We start from the raw sequence: 24,873 nt of genomic DNA, 5'->3' as shown, positions 1-24,873 counted from the left end.
ACTTATGTGTTTAAACATTTAAATTTTTTGCTGGCGCCTGTCGGCTTCATTTTAAATTCATTTTTTTCCAACAATAGGATAACGCCCTGCTCATTTTAATTTAACAGTAAAAAAAATGAACATTTGAATCTGTGGGATAACTGGTTTTCAAGTATTTGAAAAACAGTGTTTTACCTTTTTTATATAACTGCGATGTTACTGTAACAGCGTTTATACAAGATTAAGCCTAGGTTAATCGCTTCATAATATAGGCTTTACTTGAGCCCGAGAACTTTGTGGCAAATCTTCTGTGGTAGGGGGATTAAAAAGTAAAATAAAAACAAATATGAAGAAAATCATTACTTATTTACTCTTGTTGTTTGCCGTGGTTAACGCCCATGCGCAGATTACAACTGGAAGTTTAACCGGGACAGTTCGAGATGCCAAAGAGGTATTGCCTGGGGTAACTATTAAAGCTACGCACGTGCCATCGGGTACCGTGTATACAGGTAGCAGCAACAAAGACGGACGCTATACGCTTCCCAACCTAAGGCCAGGTGGTCCTTATCGTATCCAAGTGAGCTATGTTGGCCGTGCGCCAAAGGTAATCGAAAACATTACCCTAGCCTTGGGCGATCCTTATGTATTGAACCTGACCATGGACGACAATGGCAATCAATTGGGCGAGGTGAAAATTACCGGTGTGGCCAAAAACTCTGTTTTAAATGCCAACCGTATGGGTTCTTCAACCAATTTATCGAGCAAGGAAATCCAGGCTGTACCTACTTTAAACCGTAGCTTGAACGATTTGATCAGGTTATCGCCACAGGCAAACGGCGTAAGCATTGGTGGGGGTAACTCTCGCCAAAACAACGTTACTGTTGATGGTGCCGACTTTAACAACAACTTTGGTATCGGCAACAACCTGCCAGGCAATGGCAATCCGGTTTCTATCGATGCCTTGGAAGAGATTTCGGTAAACGTAACGCCTTATGACGTAAAACAAAGCGGTTTTATCGGCGGTTCGATCAATGCCGTTACACGTTCGGGTACCAATGAGTTCTCGGGATCTGGCTATACTTATTTCAGAAACCAGAACCAAATCGGCAGAAAAGTATCCAACTATCCAGAATTGGCCGAGCCAACTGATCAGAGCTATAAAACCTATGGTTTCCGTTTGGGTGGTCCGATTATCAAAGACAAATTGTTCTTCTTTGTAAACGCCGAGCGCGAGCAAGAGAACAGACCAGGCCAGACCCGAGTGGCTGCAACCCCTGAGGCGCCATTCGGTACGGGTGGTACCAACGTAGTGAGGCCAACGGCAGCAGAGCTGGATATGATCAGCAAATACCTGAAAGACAAATACGGTTATGAAACTGGTCCATACCAAGGCTATGGCTTCGAAACAGAAAGAACCAATTTATTGGCGCGTTTAGATTGGAACATCAACCCTAACAACACTTTCAGCATCCGCGGTAGTTATGTAAAAACCAAAAGCCCTTCTTTTGTAAGTACTTCAAGAAGTCCGCTAGGCAACTTCCCAGGTGGTGGTTCGCGTACGGGTAACAGCGCTTTGCCATTTAAAAACTCTAACTATTACCAAGAAAGCAATCTGTATTCGATCACTGCCGAGTTGAACAGTAAATTGTTCAGCAGGTTTTCGAACACTTTGCGTATGTCTTATACCAACCAAAACGACCCTCGTAGTTCAGACAGCCAGATTTTTCCTTTGGTTGATATCTTGAAAGCCGATGGCAATTCGCCGCCTACGCCATTTACTACCTTTGGTTACGAGCCGTTTACTTATGGCAACTTAAGGGATGTTCAGGTGTACTCGTTAAACGATTACATGACCTGGTCTGTTGGTAAACACAACATTACTGCAGGTTTGCAAGGCGATTACAACGTAACCAAAAACGGTTTCCAGCGTTTTGCAACCAGCTATTATACCTTTAACTCATGGGATGATTTCGTAAACGGTGCCAAACCGATCGAGTTTGCCCAAACCTATTCATTGTCGCCAAACTATGAGCAGGCTTTCCCGTCGTATAAGTTCTGGCAATTCTCTGCCTACGGTCAAGACGAGATTTCGTTAACCGATCGTTTGCGTGTAACTGCTGGTGTTCGTTTAGATTTAGGTACTTATCCTAATGTATTGCAAGAGCATCCGTTGGTATCGGCATTGACTTTTGCCGGTGGCGAGCACTTGAATACTGGCAACTTGCCAAAATCAAGGGTAGCTATTTCTCCTCGTTTCGGTTTCAACTGGGATATGAAAGGCGACCGCTCGCTGCAATTGCGTGGTGGTGCAGGTATCTTTACCGGAAAAATTCCAAACGTTTGGATCGTAGCCCAAGCGGGCGATGCGGGTATGTTGCAGATTACCGAAACCTACTCAGGCCAAAACAATACCCCTGGTCCATTTAATCCGAACATTGGCGCTTACCGTCCTTCAACACCTCCAGTTGCAGGTACCGTATTGCCAAACCCAATTACGGTAATGGCCAAAGACTTGAAAATGCCATCGGTATTTAAGGCAAGTGTGGCTTTCGACTTTAAATTGCCATTGGGCATTACCGGTACTTTAGAAGGTATCTATAATAAAGATCTACGTACGGTATTGTTCCGCAATGCCAACTTGGTTGATCCAACCCCGTTGAACATTCCGGGCTATCCTGATCACCGTATGATCTACCCAAGTGCCAATACCGATAAGTTCATCAACCCAATTTTGAATGGACAGGCTGTTCCAAACGGTACTGTAATTCCGTCAACGCCAACCAATCCGAACCCTGCACAGCCAGGTGCGTTTAACGTAATCGTGTTAGACAATGCAACCAAAGGCTGGTACTATTCGGTAACTGCTACTTTGAGCAAAAAATTCAACAACGGCTTTGGTGCTAGCTTATCTTATGTGAAAAGTGCAGCGAAAAGCTTATTTGAAGGCAGCGGCGACCAAACCTTGTCGTCATGGCAAGGTGTGAGTACCGTAAACGGTGCTAACAATCCAGAATTGGGTTACTCAGGTTTTGTATCGCCTGATCGTATCATTGCTTCGCTTTATTACCGTAAGGAATTCATCAAACACTTAGGTACCCAATTGACCTTGATTTATGATGGTTCAAACGGTCGTACTTCTTATACCTACTCAACGGATATTAACCGCGATGGTGTAAATGGCGATTTGATCTACGTACCAAAAGATGCTTCTGAAATTACCTTCGTGCCTTTAACCGTGGGTTCTGGTGCCGATGCGGTAACTTATTCGGCTAAGCAACAAAGCGATTACTTTTTCCGCTACATTGAGCAAGATAAATATCTTCGTGGCAGAAAGGGCCAATATGCAGAAAGAAACGGTTCGATTACGCCTTTTAACGGTTCGTTCGATTTCAGGTTCCAACAAGACATCTTCACCAACATTGGTGGCAAACGCAACACTTTGCAGTTTAACTGGGATGTAATGAACTTTGGCAACTTGTTGAACAAGGACTGGGGCATTCAGCGAAATTTTGGTACTTCATCAATATTGGTGCCTACCAACGTAGCTTCTTTAAGCCCTAACGGAACAACTAAACCAACTTTCAGGTTGGCTACAGACCGAAACCTGCCAGTTACTTACGGATCTAGAGATCAGGTAAGTGTAGCTTCAACTTGGAGCATGCAGTTCGGCTTAAGATACATTTTTAACTAATCAACGCTCACCAAAAAAGGGAAGCTAGTCTTCCCTTTTTTATTTAAAGAAAATCAAAATGTTAAAGAAATTTATTTTTCCTGTTGTTGCACTTGCTGTTTGTTTCAGCTTGATTTCTTGGGGCGTAGTAGGGCATAGGGCCATAGGGCAAATTGCCGAAAACCATTTGAGCGATAAGGCAAAAGCCGAAGTAGAGAATTTGTTGGGTAGCGAATCGTTGGCCATGGTGAGTACCTATCCAGACGAAATCAGGTCGTACGAGCAATACCGTTACACCGCACCTTGGCATTATGTAAACCTGCCGCAAGGCTTAAATGAGGAAACCTTTACCACCCAGCTGAAAGGCATGGAAAAGGAAAACATTTACAAAGCCTTGCTCAATTGTGTAAGCGACCTTAAAAACCCGGCCAAAACCAAAGAGGAAAAAGTATTTGCCTTGAAATTCCTGGTTCATTTGGTGGGCGATCTGCATCAGCCCATGCATACCGGACGTTCAGAAGATTCGGGTGGCAATGGCATCAAAGTCAAACTGATGCGCAAGGAAAGCAACCTGCACGGCCTATGGGATAGCGGACTGATTGATTATGCAGGCTTAACTTATAAAGAACTGGCCAAAGAATGCGATGTAATCAGCAAACAAGAAACCAAGGCATGGCAAAAAGACGACGTGGCGAAATGGGCTTACGAATCTTACCAGATCAGTGAGCAATTGTATACAGAAGCGGCGCAAAGCTCGGATTTCGATTATAACTACTATCCAAAACATGCCGACATCGTTAAAAAGCGCTTGGCACAGGCAGGTTTGCGTTTGGCAGGTCTGTTAAACGAAATCTATAAATAACCTTAATCCAACATATCCCCATGTTAAAATTATCCCTTCAAAAAATTGCCCTATTAACTGTACTGTGCTTAAGTGGTGCTGGTGCTTTTGCACAGACCGATAGCCTGGAGCACGTGAACAAGGCAAGTAAAAATGGTGCGGCCCAACAAAAACAGCCTTATGTGATCTTGATTTCGGCCGATGGCTTTAGGTACGATTATGCCGAAAAGTACCAGCCTGAACATTTGTTGGCCTTGGGCAATGGCGGCGTAAGGGCGGCTTCTATGATCCCAAGTTACCCCTCGGTTACTTTCCCCAATCATTATACCCTGGCAACTGGCTTGTACCCATCGCACCATGGCTTGGTGAACAATACTTTTTACGACAAGAAGAAAAACGACAAGTATTCGATGGGCGCCAAAGACAAGGTGCGCGACGGCAGCTGGTACGGAGGTACGCCACTTTGGGTGCTGGCCGAAAAGCAAAATATGATTGCTGCCAGTATGTTTTGGGTAGGCTCTGAAGCTGCGGTTCAAAATGTACGTCCATCTTATTATTACGATTATAACGAGAAGATTCCGGTAGCCAAACGCATTGAGAAAGTGAAAGAATGGTTGAGCCTGCCAGAAGACAAAAGGCCACATCTCATTACCTTTTACCTTTCTGAACCAGACCATGCTGGGCATCGCTACGGACCAGAATCTACACAGGCTGCACAAGCGGTAAAAGAAGTAGATTCGATTGTGTATGCCTTAACAGAGGCCGTAAAAACAACCAATTTGCCGGTTAACTTTATTTTTGTGGCCGACCATGGCATGACTGCCGTTGATACCGAACATCCTTTGGCTTTGCCGGCTGCGGTTAACCCAGATAAATTCATTATTCCTGCTATGGGCACCATGGTTGATTTGCACGCCAAAGATACCGCCGATATCATGCCTACCTATAAGGCTTTAAAGGCTAGCGAAAAAGATTACAAAGTGTACCTGAAAACCGAAATGCCCGCGCATTTTCATTATAATGCCACAGACGACCGCTTCAATAGGATAGGAGACATCCTGATTATTCCGGAATGGCCTAAGGTATTTTCAAAAAATAAGCCAGGAATTGGCCACCACGGGTTCGATCCCTCAGTTGTAAAAGACATGCATGCTACTTTTATGGCCTGGGGACCAGCCTTTAAAAAGAAACTTCAAATCCCAGCATTCGAGAACGTGAATGTTTATCCCCTGATTGCCGAAATTCTTCATTTGACTATTGATGAGCCGATTGATGGCAAAAAGGAAGTGCTGCACGGAATATTGAAGTAGTTCTTACCCACAATTTTCGTTTTGTTATCCCTAGCTCAAAAGGCTAGGGATATTTTTTTGGAAAAAAAATCTGTGATTTCAACTGCTTTAAGGCGCTATCTGCAAAATTTAAGAAATTTTTTCATCCTAATATTTGCATCGTACGAAAAACATCGTACCTTTGGATTATGGAAAATACATCAACTGGAAAACAACTACCAGAACCAACAAAGGCCGAGCTTGAAATTTTGCAAGTGCTGTGGGAATTCGGTCCTTCGACAGTTCGTTTCGTGAACGAGCAACTAAATCTGCAAAAAGACGTCAATTATACATCAACCTTAAAGCAGATGCAGATCATGACCGAAAAAGGCATATTGAAAAGAGACGAAAGCCAGATGAAGCACATTTACATTCCGGTAGAGGCAGAGGAGAAAACAAAAGACCAGTTATTGGATCGTTTTGTAAATACGCTGTACAAAGGTTCGGCTTCGCGCCTGATGATGCAGCTGCTGGGCAATGAAAAAATCTCGAAGGAAGAAATCGAAGCCATTAAAAAAATGTTATAACCTGAAATAAATAGACAAATGAAGTCTTAAACTATTTAAAAACCTTAAGAACCACACAAATGAAATCCTTTTTTGCAAACCTCATTCCCGAAAACTGGCTCCATGCCATAGGGGCTGCCTTGTTCCACTCGCTTTGGATCGGCGTTGTATTATCGGTTATTACCGCTTTGATTTTATCGGTTTCACGCAAATCGAGTTCGGCTTTGCGCTACCAGTTGCTGGTAGGATGCCTGTTGCTTTTTGTGGCAGGTGTTGGCGCCAGTTTCATTTATGAACTGAATAATACCGTAGCCGTTGCATCAGTTAACCCTGCTGCAGCCCAGGCTAATGTACAGCCAATTCTCACGCCAATGGCAGCGGATAGCACTCCTGTAAGCAACCAGTTTAACTTCAAGATTAATGGTTTAATGGATTTATGGAATGCCTATTCCGCACAAATCGTAATGATCTGGTTTTTGATTATTTGTGCCAAAAGCATCCATTTGTGGGTAGGCCTGAGCGGTATTGCTTTCTTAAAGAAAAACCAAACCTTTGATGCCGGCAAATTTTGGGAAGTAAAGGTGATCGAAATCGGCCATAAACTGGGCATGAGCAAAGCCATTAAGCTGGTACAGTCGGGCATAGCCAAAGTACCCATGGTGGTAGGCCATTTCAAGCCGGTTATCCTTTTGCCTTTGGGCTTGATTAACGGATTGAGTATTGTTGAAGTGGAAGCTATTTTGGCCCATGAACTGGCGCATGTTAAAAGACGCGATTATTTGGTAAACCTCTTGCAAAACCTGTTGGAGATTGTATTTTTCTTTAATCCGGCTGTGCTATGGATGTCGAAACTGATCAGGACAGAAAGAGAACATTGCTGCGATGATTTGGCCCTGCAATGCGTAGGCGATAAAAAGAACTATGTAAATGCGCTGTTGTATTGCCAAGAGTTTCAGGTCAATACGCCAGCCTATGCCATGGCGCTTACCGGTGGCAAAAACCAATTGTTGAACCGCGTTAAAAGAATGCTGTTCGATACCCGTACAACTTTAAACAAAATGGAGAAAGCGGTGCTCACCATTGCCCTGGTGTCGGTATTTATATTTTCGGCTGCCTTTACGCAGGTGCACAGCGCCATTGCCACGGGTTCGTTAAGCAACAGCTTTTTTCAGGATAAACCTAAAAAACAGCAAGAAACCAGCCCTGCCAAAAAAAGCAAACCGAAAGCCAAATCAAAGCCTACTCAGAAAAGCGTAACGAAAGAACGTCATATCATCACCGAAAATGGTGTGGTTATTCAGGATCTGTCTAGAGAAGTGACCGTAGAAGACAAAGCCCGCTATGTGGCCGATAGCCTTAATTACGTAAAGCATAATGCGCTGTTTAAAGAAAATCAAGCGAAGTATGCCGAGAATAATGCCAATTACAAAAAAGCGCAGGAAGATTACAACAAACAGCAATTAAACTATTTCAAGGAACAGCAAAAATACGAGGTTAGTCAAAAAGTATACGAGCAAAACGAGCGTATTCATCGTAAATTGTTCAACAAAACAACTGATTCGCTTAAAAGAAATAGAAATAAAAACTTTAGGTTAGATTCGGTCAAGGCAAAACTATCGCCACTTTCAAGGCCAATGCCAACCCCTCCGGCTACACCAATGACTCCGATGACACCCTTGAAGGGAAATCTCAATGTTCGGCCCAGCTTTAATCCACCAGCAACACCAGCAACGCCTGCAACACCACAACCAGCAAACAGGACCTCAAAAAGCACGACAGAAAGTATTTCGGTAACCGATGGCGGAGGTTTGAGTGGCAAAAATTTCTCGGATATGGTAAACCGCGAGATGATCAAAGACGGTATCATCAAAGACACAGATAACCTCAATTATAGGTTAGATGCCAATAATTTCATTGTAAACGGCAATAAACTCGATGCCGAAACCCATCAAAAATACAAAGCAAAATACCTCAAAAGACCAGGTACCGCTTTGCTTTACAATTACGAAATAACCAAATAACCTGCCAAACTAAGCCTCCCTAATTTATGAAACTGAAATTATTTGCTTTTTTAGCGATATGGATAAGTATTGCCCTAACTGATGCAAAACCTGTAAAGGCGCAGCAACCAGGCGCTAAAATTTATGGAACCCTAAAAGACAGCGACAATAAGAACATCGAATATGCAACCGTAGCCTTGTACAGGGCAAAAGATTCGGTGCTCGTTAAAAGTGCCTTTACCGAAGCCGATGGCAAGTTTAGCTTTGAACAGCTGGCCAACGATGCTTACCAGATCCGCATAGCTGCCATGGGCCATAGCAATTATAAAAGCGCAACGCTTCAAATTGATGCCACCCAGCAAACTATTAATCTTGGCGACATTAAGCTAAGTGCAACAGCTAGTACCTTAAAAGAAGTAAACATTACCCAGAAAAAAGCATTTGTAGAACGTAAGATAGACCGAACTGTAGTGAATGTAGATGCCCTGATCTCTAATGCGGGTACCACAGCACTGGATGTGTTGAGCAAATCGCCGGGCGTATTGGTAGACCAGGATGGAGGCATCAGTCTCAAAGGCAAAAAAGGCGTAAACGTTTTTATAGACGACAAGCCAGCTTATTTATCAGGTGCCGATTTAGAAAATTACTTGAGGTCGCTGCCTTCATCGGCTATTGACCAGATCGAATTGATGACCAATCCACCGGCCAAATATGATGCGGCTGGCAATGCTGGGGTCATCAATATCAGAACCAAGAAAAGCAAAGTGGTAGGTTTTAACGGCGGATTGAACCTTTCGGTAAACCAAGGCGAATTGACCCGTTCAAACAACAGTTTCAACTTCAACTACCGTAACAACAAAATCAACATATTTGGGAACCTGAGCTATAACCTGAACAACAGCTTTACCGATCTTGACCTGAACCGCGTGTATAAAAACCCAGACCAGAGCGTAAAATCCTTCTTTAACCAGAACAGCTATTTCAAAAGACATGGCAATACCTTTAACCTAAAAACAGGATTGGATTATTATGCCTCCGAGCAAACGACTTGGGGATTGGTTTTAAGCGGGATGAACCGTGTTTCTAATCAGGTAAACAACAATACCAGTAACCTTTTTAATCCGGCGATGCAGCCCGATTCGGTTATCGTGGCCAAGAATGTTGACGATATCCATTACAAAAACGGAGGCGTTAACCTCAACATGAGGCATAAATTTAAAAAGGAGGGCAGCGAGCTTACTTTTGATGCCGATTACATTACCTATCGCAACCAAACCGACCAAACCTATTACAATTACAGCTACTTCGCCGATGGCAGCCTCAAATCGCATGATATTTTAAGTGGTGATTTGCCTTCTAATATTGATATCTATTCGATAAAGACCGATTTTAGCCATCCATTGGGTAAAACATGGAAACTGGCTTCAGGTTTAAAATCCAGCTATACCAAAACCGACAATATAGCCGATTACCGCAATACCGTAAATTCCCTTACTACACCAGATTACGATAAAAGCAATCACTTTTTGTATAAAGAGAACATCAATGCAGCTTACCTGAACATGAGCCGCGAAGGCAAGCGTTTTTCTATCCAAGCCGGGTTGCGTTTAGAAAATACAGTTTCAGACGGTCACCAATTGGGTAATTTGGTAAAGCCTGATTCGAGTTTCAAAAGGAGCTATACCAGTTTGTTCCCTACTTTTTACCTGAGCTATAAATTAGATACCGCTGGTCACCATCAGCTGGGCTTTAACTATGGCAAAAGGATCGATAGGCCCTATTACCAGGATCTGAATCCGTTTTTCTCGCCTTTGGATAAATTCACCTATTATGTGGGTAATCCATTCCTTAAGCCTGCCTACACGCAAAGCATTGAGGTTTCGCACAGCTTTAAAAACATGCTGACCACCACCTTCAGCTACAGCAATATCAAAGACGATGTAAATGAAACCATCGAGATTGTAGATGGAACCTATTACAGCAGACCGGGCAACGTGGGCAAAAAAGAGATCATCAGCATATCCATGGACGGAAATTTCGACATCAACAAATGGCTAACCATTCATGCCTATGCAGAATATGCCAATTTTAGGTCGAAAACAAATTTCTACACTGGCTTTCTAAAAACCAATGGCAATCTGTTTACCGGAAACACCAATATTCAATTGAAATTTACGCCAACCTGGAGCGGAGAACTGAATTACAGGTACCAGAGCAGCTTACGCGATGTACAGTTCGATTTGGGTTGGCTGCAAGAAGCAGGTTTGGCCGTACAAAAGAAATTGTCTCAAAAAACCACTTTAAAGCTGGCCATGAACGATATTTTCAGGACACGGATATTTAATGGGGTGATCAACAACTTGGCCAATACAGAAGCCAATTGGCGCAACAGAAACGATTCGAGAAATGTGGCCCTGAGCTTAAGTTACCGTTTTGGAAAAACCTTTTCTACCAAGGCCAGAAGCGAACAGTCGGGTGCGGAAAGCGAAAAAAACCGAGTAAAGAATTAGTTAGTTTAGTTATCCATAAATTCGTCATGCTATCCAAAAGATACTTCGCCTTGGAGTGCGATCCGAGGTTTATCTAGAGGTAGGTCCCGAAGCAAGTTCGGGACGACGGGTTGGTGGATCGCCAATAAATCTTTCCCTTTCCACAATTGGGATGATGTTTCGAATGAACAAGGTTTGAAATTAGCTTGCTAACTAAATAAAATAAGAATTTGTCATCCAGAACGAAGTGATGAATCTATCTCGAGTTAGATTCCTCATTGCATTCGGAATGACAAATCGCTATTAATGAACTAATCTTTTTTGCATTTCCCCTTGCAAATCGTCAATTTCACAGGCTAATTCCCGTAACATGAAATTGAAACTGTTCGTTGCTCTTTTGGGTCTGTCGCTCGCAGTGCAGGCACAAACAGAAGAAAACCGCGATTTATTTGTTCAAGATAGCCTGAAATTGGTTTCTTCGCAATTTAAATTTACCGAGGGTCCGGCGGTAGATAAAAAAGGAAATGTCTTTTTTACCGATCAACCCAATAATACCATCTGGAAATACGGCATAGATGGGAAATTAAGTCTTTTTACCGATAAAGCCGGCAGGGCAAACGGCACCTATTTTGATCAAAAGGGCAACCTGATTGCCTGCGCCGATGAGCAGAATGAACTTTGGCAGCTCGATAAAAATGCCAAGCCAACCTTGCTGTATAAAAATCCGGCAGGACAAGCCTTAAACGGGCCAAACGATTTATGGATAGATGCCAAGGGAGGTATTTATTTTACCGATCCCTATTACCAGCGTAATTACTGGGCCAGAAAAGCGCCAGAAATTGTTGGCGAGAAGGTTTACTATTTTCCTAAAGGCAAAAAAGAAGTCATTATGGTTGAAGACGGCCTATTGCGACCAAATGGCATTGTGGGCACGCCCGATGGCAAATTGCTCTATGTGGCCGATGCCAAGGCTGGAAAAATCTATCGCTACCAGGTTAATGCCGATGCAAGTCTAAGCGATAAACAGCTGCTCATTAATCAAGGTTCTGATGGGATGGTCCTAGACAATAAGGGGAATATCTATTTGACCGGTAAAGGCGTAACCATTTTCGACTCGACAGGCAAACGAATCGGACATATCAATGTACCAGAAAACCATACGGCCAACCTCTGTTTTGGTGGCAAGAAAAGAGATCTGCTCTTCATTACCGCCTCTAAATCGATCTATGTACTTCCGATGAAGGTGAGGGGAGTGGAGTAGGTTTTTAGTCGATAGCCGATAGTTAATAGTCGATGGTTCCTAAACGATAGTTTAATGGATGATGGAAGATGTAAAATGTAAAATGGAAGAGGGGATAAATCGTCATTGCGAGGCACGAAGCAATCTCTTTAGATAAATCAAGCTTACCACCTTTCAACATTATACCTTTTCAACCTTCCAACAATTTATCGGTGCCGAACTTACCATTTGTTAAGTGGCTTTCCTTTCTGCCTATAGAACTTTGTGTATTCAAAAAAATAGAACAAATGAAAACACAAGATCACAACACATTGGAAGGAAAAAGAGTAATTGTTTTAGGTGGCAGTGCTGGTATTGGATTGGCAACCGCCAAACTGGCCGCATCGAAAGGTGCACAAGTCAATATCGTTTCCAGCAATCAAAAAAGAGTTGACGTAGCCCTGAAAGAACTACCTGCCGATAGCAAAGGCCACATAGCAGATTTGAGCAGCGAAATACAAATACGAGAACTGTTTAACCAATTAGGCCAATTCGATCACCTGATTTATACCGCAGGAGAAAACATCAAATTAAGTTCTCTGAAAGAAACATCCTTAGAAGAGGCGCGCAATTACTTCAACATCAGGTTTTGGGGTGCCTTAACTACGTTAAAATATGCTTCTCCATTTATTAATGAAGGCGGCTCAATTGTGCTGACCAGTGGCATTGCGAGTGCCAGACCAAATACGGGTTGGGCTTTAGGTGCCAGTATTTGCGCAGCAATGGAAGGCTTTACGCGTGCCATGGCGATGGAACTGGCGCCGGTTAGGGTAAACATTGTTTCGCCGGGAGTAGTGAAAACCGATTTATGGGCCGGTTTTTCCGAAGCTGAAAGAGAACAGATGTATGCGCAAATTGGCAGTTCACTCCCTGTAAAACATGTAGCCGATGCTGCTGAAATTGCAAAAGCTTATGTGTACCTGATGGAGCAGACTTTCGTAACCGGACAAACATTGATTACCGATGGAGGAACTGTTTTGGTTTAACCATTTTAAATTTGGGCAGATTAACGGATATTTGTGCATGTCGCATCCGGTTGTTGCCCTTTTTAAAACCATTCAAAATATCCCTTTGGGAGATGAAGAACTCATTGAGAATGCTTTTGAATGCAAAAACTTTAAAGAAGGCGACCTTCTTTTTGCAGGAGGAAAAGTGTGCAATGAGCTCTTTTTTATTGAAACAGGCGTACTGCGCATCTTGATGATCAATGAAAAGGCAGTAGAAGTAACGCATGTGTTTTTGAAAGAAAACCAGTTCTGCACCATATTGAGGAGCTTTACCGAGGGCAGGTATGCCAGCGAACTGATCCAAGCATCTAGTGATGGTACAGTATGGGTGATTAACAAAGCAAAGCTGGAGACGCTTTATGACCAAATTCCTTACCTTAAAAATCTCATCAGCGACCTGATGCAAAAACAGCTTTTGGATAAGATCAATTTCATCAATTCTTATTTGGGTTTGGATTCTTTGGAAAAGTATGACCTGTTTCGCACTCAACAGGCCTCGATAGCTAATCGCATTCCTTTAAAAGACATCGCATCTTACTTGGGCATTACTCCACAATCCTTAAGTAGGATCAGAAAAAACAGTATTCATCGTAACCAGTCTGCTAAAGACTGACAAAAAACATATCAAATGGAACAAACAAAAATTGGCTGGATAGGCCTAGGCAAAATGGGCATCCCTATGGCCAGCAACTTGGTTAAGGCAGGATATCCGGTTTCGGTTTACAATAGAAATGCGGCTAAAGCAGAATCATTGGTTCAAGAAGGTGCACAATTGGCTCAATCGCCAGCCGAATTGGTCCAAAATACTGCGGTTGTAGTTTTAATGGTGAGTGACGATGCTGCGGTTGATGAAATCTTTAACGGCCAGCAGGGCTTGTTTACGGCTACAATAACTGGTAAGGTAATTATCAATATGAGCAGCGTTTCTCCATTGATTAGCAAAGAGATGGCTGCCTTGTGCGCGCAAAAAGGTGCGTCGTACCTAGATGCCCCCGTGTCTGGCAGCGTAAAGCAGGCCCAAGAAGGATCGCTGGTAATTATGGCAGGTGGCGACGAACAAGCATTTGAAGAGCTAAAGCCCATATTTGGCGTGCTTGGAAAACTGGCATTGCGTTTAGGAGAAGTAGGGGTTGGCAATGCGGCAAAGCTTGCCATTAATAGTTTGCTCGCACTTTATGCATTAGGCTTGGCAGAAACAGTGGTTTTTGCTGAGGCGCAAGGTGTAAAAACAGCCGATTTGATGCAGTTGCTCAATAATGGTGCCTTAAGCAACGTATTCACCACCATAAAAGGCAATGCTATTCTGCAGGATAATTACGAAGTTGCCTTCGCGCTGAAGCATATTGTGAAAGATTTGGGATTGGCTAAGGCAGCGGGAATCCAGTCGCCATTGGCCAAAACAGCTTTAGATACCTTTGCCGCTGCACAGCATGATTTGGCAGAAGAAGATATCATCGCCATTATTAAAAAGCTAACCTAATAGTTGTAGCCCAAACAATTTTACAAGCTGTATTGTTAAGTTTCTTTGTGTTCTAATTGCTTACAAACAAGGTGATTATGAATTTTAATTCAACTTTGGTCTAATTAATTTAAGTTTTATGAAAAACCAGGATTTCAGAAAAGAAGGAACCCAAACCGCAAACAGCAAACAACTAGAGTGGGGGGCGCATAACCCGAAACTCACCAAAAGTAATTTTATCGACAGCCATCAGAAGAAGATCAGTGACCAGAATGAATTATTGGCCGAGGTAAGCACGCCGTTAAAAGGCCAAGAAAAAGATAAATAGCTGGATTAAAGTCCGGCTATTTTTATTCCTGCATCCTTAACATCCTGTAAAATGGTTTCTTGTATGGCCAGTTTGGTGTCTTGAAAGCCATGTGCGTTTACCCATACATTCACGCCCACCTTATAGCCGTCGGTTTCTAAAACGGCAACTCCAATACGTCTTTCGGGTTTGCTCAGGATATTCTGGCACTTGTCTATTGAAGCATTAATGATGGATTTGATCTGTTTAATGTCTATTGCATTGCTAAACTTTAGCTCGAGGTCTAACCTTCTAATTCCCTCTCTGCTAATGTTGATGATGATTTCATTGGAGAGTTTGCTATTGGGCACAATAACCGATCTATTGTCGAAAGTAGTTACCAGCGTGTAAAATATTTGGATGGATTTTACGGTACCTTCCATGCCCTGGGTAATGATATTGTCGCCAACGGCAAATGGCTTAACCAATAAAATGATAATGCCACTGGCAAAATTCTGCAGGGTTCCCGACAAAGCTAAACCGGCAGCCACACCAAATGCCCCAACAAGGGTAGCAAATAAGGTCATCTCTATGCCCACAACCTGCATTACCCCCAAAATCAAAAGCACACGTAAGGCTACACCAGTAAGGCTCACCAAAAAGGGCTTAGCAGTTACGTCTATATTTCTTTTTTGCATGCGGCCTTGTAGCCATTTAATTAATAGTTTAATCAGCCACAACCCAACGATGAGGATGAAAATACCTAAAATCAAACGAGGCCCAACAGTGATCAACCATTGGTAAGCGCGGTTATAAAACTTATCTAAATCCATAATAATCTTATTTAATAGTTAACAACTTGCTTTACGTTGGGTTTTTATCTTTTTAAAATTTGGGCGAAAATAATGTAGGTAATTGTCTTGATTTGAGGTTATTATAAAATAATTAAAACTTTTTTGGCCTAAAGTTTATTTAGAATACAAGCTGCTATTTAATAAAAGAACATTTATTAACCTTAAAGAAATAACAATGAAATTTAAATTTTTGATAGTTCTTGCAATAGCCGGTATGGCTGCGGTAGGATGTAGTTCGAGTAAAAGTGGAAATGGAACCATGGATTCATCAGCGGTAGATAGCTCTAGAAGAGATTCTTTGCTAAAAGATACCACCAAAACACCGCCTGATACCACAAAAAAACAAGGCAATCCATAATCATATATTACCTATGATGATAAATGCACCGGTCATAATTGGCTGGTGCATTTATAGTTTTTGCCCAGCTCATTAAACCTTATTCAAGTTTCAACATCTTTAAGGAATGAAAATGCTAAAAATCTCTCTGCTTTGTTTCATTTGCCTATCTGCCTTGCAAAGTACTGCGCAATACAATTTTAGTAAGGTAGATGCCTGGCTCTCGGCCAATGCAAGCGGTACTGGCGGACGCGGCTTTTTGATGGTTTATAAAGATGGCAAAATCATTTACGCCAACGCTGTTAAACAATCAAATGCAATACAGCGGATAGGTGCACGTTTGCAGGCTAGGCAAGAAAAGAAGGAGGTTAGCCTAAGCGATTATACCGCTAGTACGGTTTTGCCCATTGCCAGTTGCAGCAAATGGCTCAGCGCAGCACTAGTAATGACTTTTGTTGATGAAGGTAAGCTTAAGCTCAGCGATACCGTGGGCAAGTTTCTGCCCGTGTTAACAAAAAATGGAAAAGGAAAAATCACCATTAGCCAATGCCTTTCGCATTTGACGGGCATTAAGGCTCATTCATTGAGAGAGGACCTCGAAGGGATGAGAAAAGCCTCCAATATGGACGAAACCATTGCTTTTATTGCTCCCCTGCCTATGGAAGGCGAACCTGGAAAGGTATTTCATTACAGTAACGTAGGTCTGCAAATAGCGGGCGCTGTTATCGAAAAAATAAGTGGCAAGAGCTTCGAAACACTCTTTCAAGAACGTATTGCGCAACCCTTAAACATGAAAAATACAAGTTTTGGCAAAAGGAAGGTCGTGTTGCCTGCTGGTGGCGCAAGCAGTACCGCCGAAGACTACATCAATTTTCTAGACATGATTTTGGCTAAGGGCCAATATCAGGGCAAAAGAATCTTAAGCGAAGGAAGCATTGCCCAGATGCAGGTAAACCGCATTGTTGCAGGAGTAAAGGTGGCCTATACACCTGCTGAAGCAGGTAGTGGTTTGGGCTATGGCTTTGGCGAATGGGTAGCTAAAAGTTCTACATTAGGCAATTTAAGCACTTATGTGAGCAGTCCGGGTTTATTTGGCAGTTTTCCCTTGGTGGAGAAAGAACATGGTTATGTAGCCATCTTAATGACCTATAACCTCAAAAATGCAGGTCGACAGGCTAAATATGAAGCCTTAAGGCAATTGATCAATGAAGCCCTAAAATAGGCGCTATTTTTTGATCTCAATTTGTGTATCCTGATAAACCAGGTTTCTGAATTCGATCATATTTACATTGCTTAGGGCTACACAGCCATTGGTCCAATCTTTTTTCTTTTTGATCCCTTTAGAAGTACCGTGTACCATGATGTTGCTGCCAGGGGTTAAACCTTTTGCTTTGGCCCTGGCCGAATCGATTTTGTTTGGATAGGAGATATGGAAAGAATGAAAAACAGAGGTTTCCCACCTTTGCCAATCTAAAGTGTAAATGCCTTCAGGTGTGCGACCATCGCCTTCGTATTCTTTTTGGCCAACCGGATTTGGTCCCAAGGCAATTGGAAAGGTCTTAACGGTTTTGCCGTCTTTTAACAGGTACATTTTTCGCTCGCTCTTCACAACCAATACCTTGTTTACCTGATTACGGCGCCTAAAGTTTTCTTCTGCTGCTACCAAGGCTTCTTCGTAGTCTTTTTTCATTCCCCAGTTTAGCATCGATCTTGTCCACTGCAGAATTTTCACGTAGTTTTTGGTCTTGCCCGTAGTGTCTTCCGTTATTTTTCTATGCGCCAGATAGTTGTCTACGTCACCTTGTGTAATGATTATCTTTTGTTTGCCTGCATAAGTGGGTAAAGTATCTACCAACAGTACTCTGGCTTTAGGATCATCTTGCGCGTTAGAGTGGCAAGAAAGCAGGCAAACTATCGCGAAAAGCAAAAAATACTTCAGCATACCGGAAATTAGATTTCTTCGTTCAACTTCAGCAAAAAGTCCTTTAATCGTTCTAATGAAGCGATTACCTTTTGGTTTTCCTTTACGTCGCTGCTGTTGTTCTTCAAATGTTCCTTGGCGCCCTTTAGGGTAAAGCCCTTCTCGTCAACCAAGTGAAAAATGATCTTGAGGTTTTCGATATCTTCAGGGGTAAAAAGCCGATTTCCCTTCTTGTTTTTCTTAGGCTGCAGCACATCAAATTCCTTTTCATAAAACCTGATTTGCGAAGCATTTACGCCAAACATTTCGGTAACCTCGCCCATGGTATAATACATTTTATTAATTTCTCTCTCTTTGTACGGCATGTTCTAAACTGATAATGAGTAATTTGTGGCTTTTATTTGAAGTATTCAAATGTAAAGGGATTTTAGTAGAATACCGCAATAAAATTTTAATTTTGTTCTCCTAAATTTTCTACACGAGATGACAGCAAAAGAAATAAGACAAACCTATTTAAGTTTTTTCAAGAGCAAACAACATCATATTGTTCCGTCGGCACCAATTGTGGTTAAAAACGACCCAACCCTTATGTTTACTAACGCCGGGATGAACCAATTTAAGGATTTGTTTTTGGGCGAGGCTGCCATCAAATATCCGCGTGTGGCCGATACCCAGCGTTGTTTGCGCGTTTCGGGCAAGCACAACGATTTGGAGGAAGTAGGTATCGATACCTATCACCATACCATGTTCGAAATGCTGGGCAACTGGAGCTTTGGCGATTATTTTAAAAAAGAAGCCATTGCCTGGAGCTGGGAACTATTGACAGAAGTTTTTAAAATCCCGAAAGATCAATTATACGTTTCCATTTTTGAGGGTGATGAAAAAGAAGGTTTGCCACGCGATACCGAAGCTTACGAACTTTGGAAGCAATATGTGCCCGAAGAACGCATCATCCTAGGAAATAAAAAAGATAATTTCTGGGAAATGGGCGATACTGGGCCTTGTGGGCCTTGTTCTGAAATCCATGTAGATTGCCGTAGTGCCGAAGAACGCAAAGATGGCAAGGGCAAGGATTTGGTGAATGCCGATCACCCGCAGGTAATCGAGATCTGGAATAATGTATTTATGCAGTTTAACCGTTTAAAAGACGGTTCATTAAAGCCGCTTCCTGCCCAACATGTGGATACGGGCATGGGCTTTGAGCGCTTAGTGCGTGTATTGCAGGGCAAATCATCCAACTATGATACCGATGTTTTTCAGCCTCTGATCCAATTTGTAGCCGAAAAATGCGGAATCGCCTATGGCAATGCCGAGCAAACCGATATCGCCATGCGTGTAATGGCCGATCATATCCGCGCCATCTCTTTTGTAATTGCCGATGGTCAATTGCCATCGAATAATAAGGCAGGCTATGTGATCCGTCGTATTTTGCGCAGGGCCGTGCGCTATGCCTATACTTTCCTTAACCTCAAAGAGCCATTCTTAAACCAATTGGTACCTGTATTGGCCGATCAGTTTAAGGGCGTATTTGATGAGCTTTACCTGCAGAAAGATTTTGTACAAAAGGTGGTTTTGGAAGAAGAAGTTTCCTTCTTAAGAACTTTAGCTACAGGGATACAACGATTTGAACGTTACGAAACTAAGGATACTATCGATGGCAATTTTGCCTTCGAATTATATGATACTTTCGGTTTTCCAATCGACCTTACAGAATTGATGGCTAGGGAGAAAGGCTGGTCGGTAGACATGGACGGTTTTAACAAAGCCTTGGAGGCTCAAAAGAACCGTTCGCGTGCAGCAACCGCTATCGATACCGAAGATTGGGTAATTGTAAACGAAGGCAATGATACCGAATTTGTAGGCTATGATGATTTTGAAGCCGAAACCGAAATCTTAAAATACAGAAAGATCAATGCCAAAGGCAAAGAACAATACCAGATCGTATTGCGCCAAACTCCATTCTATGCCGAAAGTGGTGGCCAGGTTGGAGATACCGGTCGCCTAGAAGACCATAGTCGCCTCTTTTCGGTAACCATTACCGATACCAAAAAGGAAAATGGGGTAATTGTGCATTATGCCGATACCTTGCCGATTGATGTAGATGGCAAGTTCTGGGCGGTAATAGATGAAGATAAACGCGCCTTAACCGAAGACAACCACTCGGCTACGCACTTGTTGCACGCTGCCTTGAAAAAGGTGTTGGGTACACATGTAAACCAAAAGGGAAGTTTGGTAAATGCCGATTACCTGCGTTTCGATTTTTCTCACTTTGCTAAAATTAGCGAAGAAGATTTATTGGCCATAGAGCACATTGTGAATGAGAAGATACGTGAAAACGTAGTGCTTAAAGAGCAAAGAAACGTACCTTATGATGAAGCCATTAATTCGGGTGTAACTGCATTGTTTGGTGAAAAATATGGTGATTTTGTACGTGTCATCACTTTCGATGACCATTTTTCGAAAGAGCTTTGCGGAGGTACACATGTAAAGGCCACCGGACAGATCGGTTATTTCAAAATCATCTCAGAAAGTGCCGTGGCTGCTGGTGTTCGTCGTATTGAGGCCATCACTGCAGCTAAGGCCGAAGAATTTATCGTAAATCAAAGCAAGGAAATCAGCCAGTTAAAAACCTTGTTAAAAGGTGGACAAAGCATGAGCCTTGCCGTACAAGCCTTAATTGAAGAGAATGCCCGATTGAAAAAAGAAGTAGAGAAGAGCATTTTGGCCAAAGCAGGCGATATGAAACAGGATATTGCAGCCAAAGCAGAAAATATCAATGGAATTAATTTCATCGCTGCCCATGTAGATTTGCCAAATGCAGAAGCGGTAAAGAATTTGGCCTTTGAGGTAAAAGCCATTGTGCCTCATCTTTATTTAGTACTTACCACTTTAATTGATTCGAAACCAGGTATTACCGTAATGATCGCAGAAGATACGGTGAGCGAGCAATTAAACGCCGCTAAAATCGTACGCGAATTGGGCAAGGAAATCCAAGGTGGGGGCGGTGGACAGCCATTCTACGCAACTGCAGGCGGTAAAAACGCCGATGGACTGGAGCAGGTGTTGGCTAAAGCCAAAACATTTATCCCCTAGCATTTCTTAATTCTATCAAATAAAAAAGGGTTTCAATTCAATTGAAACCCTTTTGTTTATTATAAGTATTGGTTAATGCTTTCCTTTTCCATGGCCTTTTCCGTTGCCATTGCCATGTTTATTGCCATATAGCTTTTTAGCCTGCCCTGGAGGCATGCCGTGCGGATGTCCTTTAACCACGTAATATTTACTGTCGTTGCTGTTTCTGATTACGACCTGTTTGCCACCCCAATTTTTATATTTTACATACTTAACCCTATCATCGTTAAAGTTTAAATAAGGCTTATCCCTATTGATGACAACTTTATAGCCATTGTATAGGTTGTAGTTGCTGTATCGGGTTGGAAGCGAATTGCTAAATACCCAATTGTTGCCATTTAAGTAAACAAATTGGCGTTTCGGCACATCATAGTAGCTTTCTATATCTGGCAAATAATAGTATTCTGCGTGGTCATAACCTACCGGACCCCAAAGTGGCTGTGAACCAATATTGATATTCAGATTTACCTGTGCTTTGGTACTTACTGATGCAATTCCGAGCATGAGTAAGAAAATTATTTTTTTCATAACTGTTATAGTTGAAATTAGTCTCTATGTCCTCTTTTGCCCCAGTGACCACCACGGCTATGTTTGTTGTATTTTTGCTCATACCTCACACTACGGTATTGTGGACGGCCGAAAGACGAGTGCCTTACTGCTGGTCTAGCATAATAATTGGTTCTGTAAACCCTGCGCTCTAAATAAGGATGTGGCCTATTGATAACTACTTTTCTGGCCTTGTACAAATTGTAATGGCGATACCTTGTCGGCAGGTAGGTACGGTGCACCCATCTGTTTCTTTCTAGGTAAACAAATTGGCGAGTAGGCACATAGTAATAGCTTTGAATTTCTGGCAGGTAATAATAATCTACGTAATTATAACCTCTTGGTCCCCATTGCGGCTGTGCGCCGATGTTAATGTTTACACTGATTTGTGCTTTTGCAGGTTGATAAAAGGTGCTTGCCAAACCAACTGCTGCGATTAGGATGAACTTTTTCATAATTTTCGATTTTGTGTGTACCAACATAAATCCAATTCTGTGCCACAACCAGAATATTACCTTATTTCAATAAAATTGATACATATTTAATTTATCTTTGGCAAGCATTCAATGCCTATTTAAACAGAAATTGCCCATTAATGAGTACAAAAACTGCCACAGCAAGCGTAAGCTATGAATTGGTTTCTGGATTAGAAATACATGTACAGTTAAATACACAATCTAAAATTTTCTCATCAGATAGTGCCGTTTTTGGAGCCGGTCCCAACGAACATATTTCAGCAGTATCTTTGGCTTTGCCGGGTGCTTTGCCCAAGCTCAACAAAGAGGTGGTGGCAAAAGCCATTAGAATAGGCTTGGCGCTCAATTGCCAGATCAATCAATATAATTTCTTCGACCGTAAAAATTACTTCTATGCTGATTTGCCTAAAGGCTATCAGATTACCCAAGACAATAGTCCCATTTGTAAAAACGGCTATTTAGACGTGGTTTTGAGCAATGGCGAAGAGAAGCGTATCGGTATTAATCGAATCCATTTGGAAGAAGATGCCGGAAAAAGCATGCACGACCAGGATCCCCGCTATTCGTATGTAGACCTGAACAGGGCGGGTGTGCCACTTATCGAGATCGTAACCGAACCCGATGTACGTTCGGCTGAAGAAGCGGCTGCCTTGCTGACCGAGATCAGAAAGCTGGTTCGCCATTTAAATGTAAGCGATGGAAACATGGAGGAAGGTTCATTGCGATGCGATGCGAATATTTCGATCCGTAAAAAGGGAGAAACCAGCTTTGGTACCCGTTGTGAGGTAAAAAACCTGAATTCGATCCGTAATGTACGCCGTGCGATGGAGTTTGAATTTAATCGTCAAATTGAAGTAACCGAAGCTGGCGGAGAGATCAAGCAGAGTACGTTGAATTTTGATGCAGATCAAGGCACTACTTCGCCCATGCGAACCAAAGAAGAAGCAAACGACTACCGTTATTTCCCGGATCCAGACTTGCAGCCGGTGGTGATTTCTGATGAATGGCTCAACGAGATCAAAACCAATATGCCTGCTTTGCCAAATGAAATAGCGAAGCAATTGATAGCGACTTATAACCTGAATAAAACCGAAGCGAACATGCTTGCCGAAGACAGCGAGCTATTGCAATATTTTGAACAAGGCAAAACAACGGTAAGTAACCCTAAAAGTTTAATCAACTGGTTGCTAGGCGCGGTTAGGGCATTGTTGAGCGAGCAGGAGCTAACTATCGCCGATTATCAGGTTAAACCACTGCAATTGGCTAAGGTTATTAATTTGGTCGATGCCAAAAAAATAAGTCAGCAAAATGCATTGCAGCAATTATTGCCTGCCTTGGCCGATCAGCCAAACCAAGAGGTAGAAGCATTAGCTGCACAATTGAACCTGCTCATTGTAGAAAACACCGATGAGCTGAACCAGTTTATTGAAGAGGTGCTGGCCAAGTACGAACCACAGGTACAGGCATACAAAACCGGCAAAAAAGGCGTTTTAGGATTGTTTGTTGGCGAAGTGATGAAACTGGCCAAAGGCAAGGCTGATGCCAAGAAAATCAGTGACTTAATTATAGAAAAATTAAAATAAAATGAAGAAATTAAGCTATGTTGTTTTGGGCTTGGCCCTTGCGTTAACAGCGTGTAAAGACAAGACCAAATTTGTGATTGACGGTAAGATCGAAAACCCGGGCGCCGAAAAAAAGGTATATCTGTATGGCATGGGCGATAACAATATGAAGGTATTGGACTCGACTGTACTTTCTGAAAAGGGAGAATTCAAATTTAGCAGCGCATCGCCAGAAGCCAATTTCTTTCGCGTAAACATTGGTACAAGCGAATACATCCTGGTGGCTAAAAATGGTGATAAAGTTGATTTTAAAGCAGATTTAACCAATGCCAAGCACGACTATGAAATGAGTGGTGCCGAGGATGCAGATAAGCTGATGGAATTTAACAAGCTTAAAACAGCCGAAAGCGCCAAAATAGAAGCCATCAAAACTGATTTTGAACAAAAAGTAGCGGCTAATCCCAACAACCGCGAAGCTTTGGTAGCGCAGCTTTCTCCGGTTTATATGAAAGCCGTGGAAGGCCTGAACCAAGCCATTGTTAAGTTTGCATTGGATAATACCAAATCATTGGTGAGTTTTTATGCCATTAGCTTGGTTAATCCGACAGGAAATGAAGCTTCATTGGTAGCTTATGCCGATAAGGTAGACGACAACCTTAAAAAAAGCAATACAGCGGTTAAGAATTTTGTAGAAAAGGTACAAAAACTAAAGGCTGTACAAGTTGGACAGCAGGCTCCAGATTTTACCATCAACGGATTAGATGGAAAGCCAGTACACTTGGCCGATTTTAAAGGAAAATATGTATTGATCGATTTCTGGGCTTCGTGGTGCGGACCATGCAGAGGCGAGAACCCTAACGTAGTTAAAGCCTACAACAAATACAAAGACAAAAATTTCACGATCTTGGGCATTTCATTGGATAAGGATAAAGCTGCTTGGGAACAGGCCATTAAACAAGACGGATTGGCTTGGCACCATGCAGGCGAATTGGCCGATTTTGAAGGTCCAACGGTGAGGTTGTACCAAGTGGAGGCTATTCCAAGTTCTTTCCTTTTAGATCCAAACGGCAAAATCGTGGCCAGGAACCTCAGAGGCGAAGAATTAGATGCTTTTTTAAACAAAACCTTACTTTAAGCCTAATTCAATGTTAAAAATATTACATGTATTAACAATTTGTTAACTTCGCTTTAACGTTGTAGT

21 protein-coding genes are annotated in these 24,873 nt (G+C 42.3%); 16 read left to right on the top strand and 5 right to left on the bottom strand.

Going from position 1 to position 24,873, the window contains the following annotated elements; all coding sequences use genetic code 11:
- The first annotated feature begins 325 nt into the window (after positions 1 to 325).
- The 11 genes from AC570H_RS08410 to AC570H_RS08360 all read left to right on the top strand — a co-directional run bounded on the left by AC570H_RS08410 (position 326) and on the right by AC570H_RS08360 (position 14,886).
- Positions 326 to 3,670 carry a TonB-dependent receptor gene (locus AC570H_RS08410; protein WP_497353638.1) on the top strand — a complete coding sequence of 1,115 codons (3,345 nt, stop codon included), beginning with the start codon at positions 326 to 328 and terminating at the stop codon, positions 3,668 to 3,670.
- A 58-nt stretch (positions 3,671 to 3,728) separates the two neighbouring features.
- Complete coding sequence (locus AC570H_RS08405; RefSeq protein WP_497353636.1) at positions 3,729 to 4,511, top strand: S1/P1 nuclease; 783 nt, start codon at positions 3,729 to 3,731, stop codon at positions 4,509 to 4,511.
- A 20-nt stretch (positions 4,512 to 4,531) separates the two neighbouring features.
- Positions 4,532 to 5,800 carry an alkaline phosphatase family protein gene (locus AC570H_RS08400; protein ID WP_497353634.1) on the top strand — a complete coding sequence of 423 codons (1,269 nt, stop codon included), beginning with the start codon at positions 4,532 to 4,534 and terminating at the stop codon, positions 5,798 to 5,800.
- Between the two features lie 167 nt (positions 5,801 to 5,967).
- Positions 5,968 to 6,345, top strand: a complete 378-nt coding sequence (locus AC570H_RS08395) for a BlaI/MecI/CopY family transcriptional regulator (RefSeq protein WP_330106373.1) — start codon at positions 5,968 to 5,970, stop codon at positions 6,343 to 6,345.
- 59 nt (positions 6,346 to 6,404) lie between these two features.
- Entirely contained in the window at positions 6,405 to 8,345 is a 1,941-nt protein-coding gene (locus tag AC570H_RS08390) for a M56 family metallopeptidase (RefSeq protein ID WP_497353631.1), read from the top strand.
- A gap of 26 nt (positions 8,346 to 8,371) precedes the next feature.
- Positions 8,372 to 10,834, top strand: coding sequence for an outer membrane beta-barrel protein (locus AC570H_RS08385; protein WP_497353629.1), 2,463 nt, complete (start codon positions 8,372 to 8,374; stop codon positions 10,832 to 10,834).
- A gap of 349 nt (positions 10,835 to 11,183) precedes the next feature.
- Positions 11,184 to 12,074 carry an SMP-30/gluconolactonase/LRE family protein gene (locus AC570H_RS08380; RefSeq protein WP_497353627.1) on the top strand — a complete coding sequence of 297 codons (891 nt, stop codon included), beginning with the start codon at positions 11,184 to 11,186 and terminating at the stop codon, positions 12,072 to 12,074.
- A gap of 266 nt (positions 12,075 to 12,340) precedes the next feature.
- Positions 12,341 to 13,078 carry an SDR family oxidoreductase gene (locus AC570H_RS08375; protein ID WP_497353625.1) on the top strand — a complete coding sequence of 246 codons (738 nt, stop codon included), beginning with the start codon at positions 12,341 to 12,343 and terminating at the stop codon, positions 13,076 to 13,078.
- On the top strand, positions 13,056 to 13,712 hold the full coding sequence (locus AC570H_RS08370; protein ID WP_497353623.1) for a Crp/Fnr family transcriptional regulator: 657 nt from the start codon (positions 13,056 to 13,058) through the stop codon (positions 13,710 to 13,712). The genes AC570H_RS08375 and AC570H_RS08370 overlap by 23 nt, the downstream gene beginning before the upstream one ends.
- A 15-nt stretch (positions 13,713 to 13,727) precedes the next feature.
- Positions 13,728 to 14,579 (top strand): NAD(P)-dependent oxidoreductase, encoded by an 852-nt coding sequence (locus AC570H_RS08365; RefSeq protein WP_497353621.1) that lies wholly within the window; start codon positions 13,728 to 13,730, stop codon positions 14,577 to 14,579.
- Positions 14,580 to 14,697: 118 nt separating this feature from the next.
- Positions 14,698 to 14,886: a hypothetical protein gene (locus tag AC570H_RS08360; RefSeq protein ID WP_497353619.1), complete on the top strand. Its 189-nt coding sequence runs from the start codon at positions 14,698 to 14,700 to the stop codon at positions 14,884 to 14,886.
- Positions 14,887 to 14,891: 5 nt separating this feature from the next.
- On the opposite strand, the gene AC570H_RS08355 is transcribed toward AC570H_RS08360, so the two are convergent.
- Entirely contained in the window at positions 14,892 to 15,677 is a 786-nt protein-coding gene (locus AC570H_RS08355) for a mechanosensitive ion channel family protein (RefSeq protein ID WP_497353617.1), read from the bottom strand.
- Positions 15,678 to 15,873: 196 nt separating this feature from the next.
- Between AC570H_RS08355 and AC570H_RS08350 the strand changes: the two genes are divergently transcribed.
- Both AC570H_RS08350 and AC570H_RS08345 read left to right on the top strand, forming a co-directional pair.
- Positions 15,874 to 16,056: a hypothetical protein gene (locus AC570H_RS08350; protein WP_497353615.1), complete on the top strand. Its 183-nt coding sequence runs from the start codon at positions 15,874 to 15,876 to the stop codon at positions 16,054 to 16,056.
- A gap of 106 nt (positions 16,057 to 16,162) precedes the next feature.
- On the top strand, positions 16,163 to 17,257 hold the full coding sequence (locus AC570H_RS08345) for a serine hydrolase domain-containing protein (protein ID WP_497353613.1): 1,095 nt from the start codon (positions 16,163 to 16,165) through the stop codon (positions 17,255 to 17,257).
- A gap of 3 nt (positions 17,258 to 17,260) precedes the next feature.
- On the opposite strand, the gene AC570H_RS08340 is transcribed toward AC570H_RS08345, so the two are convergent.
- Together AC570H_RS08340 and AC570H_RS08335 are read right to left on the bottom strand one after the other, a co-directional pair.
- Positions 17,261 to 17,977: a L,D-transpeptidase family protein gene (locus tag AC570H_RS08340; protein WP_497353611.1), complete on the bottom strand. Its 717-nt coding sequence runs from the start codon at positions 17,975 to 17,977 to the stop codon at positions 17,261 to 17,263.
- Positions 17,978 to 17,985: 8 nt separating this feature from the next.
- Positions 17,986 to 18,321 carry a MerR family transcriptional regulator gene (locus tag AC570H_RS08335; protein WP_199139355.1) on the bottom strand — a complete coding sequence of 112 codons (336 nt, stop codon included), beginning with the start codon at positions 18,319 to 18,321 and terminating at the stop codon, positions 17,986 to 17,988.
- Positions 18,322 to 18,439: 118 nt separating this feature from the next.
- Between AC570H_RS08335 and alaS the strand changes: the two genes are divergently transcribed.
- Entirely contained in the window at positions 18,440 to 21,049 is a 2,610-nt protein-coding gene (alaS, locus tag AC570H_RS08330) for an alanine--tRNA ligase (protein ID WP_497353609.1), read from the top strand.
- 72 nt (positions 21,050 to 21,121) lie between these two features.
- On the opposite strand, the gene AC570H_RS08325 is transcribed toward alaS, so the two are convergent.
- Positions 21,122 to 21,616: a hypothetical protein gene (locus tag AC570H_RS08325; RefSeq protein WP_497353607.1), complete on the bottom strand. Its 495-nt coding sequence runs from the start codon at positions 21,614 to 21,616 to the stop codon at positions 21,122 to 21,124.
- A 17-nt stretch (positions 21,617 to 21,633) separates the two neighbouring features.
- Positions 21,634 to 22,089 carry a hypothetical protein gene (locus AC570H_RS08320; RefSeq protein WP_497353605.1) on the bottom strand — a complete coding sequence of 152 codons (456 nt, stop codon included), beginning with the start codon at positions 22,087 to 22,089 and terminating at the stop codon, positions 21,634 to 21,636.
- A 140-nt stretch (positions 22,090 to 22,229) separates the two neighbouring features.
- On the opposite strand from AC570H_RS08320, the gene gatB reads away from it, so the two are divergent.
- Positions 22,230 to 23,693, top strand: coding sequence for an Asp-tRNA(Asn)/Glu-tRNA(Gln) amidotransferase subunit GatB (gene gatB / locus AC570H_RS08315; RefSeq protein WP_497353603.1), 1,464 nt, complete (start codon positions 22,230 to 22,232; stop codon positions 23,691 to 23,693).
- Between the two features lies 1 nt (position 23,694).
- Positions 23,695 to 24,807 (top strand): redoxin domain-containing protein, encoded by a 1,113-nt coding sequence (locus AC570H_RS08310; protein ID WP_497353601.1) that lies wholly within the window; start codon positions 23,695 to 23,697, stop codon positions 24,805 to 24,807.
- The last annotated feature ends 66 nt before the right edge of the window (positions 24,808 to 24,873 follow it).

It is taken from the genome of Pedobacter sp. B4419 (assembly GCF_059693725.1).
This window is presented reverse-complemented; position numbering and strand designations above follow the sequence as displayed.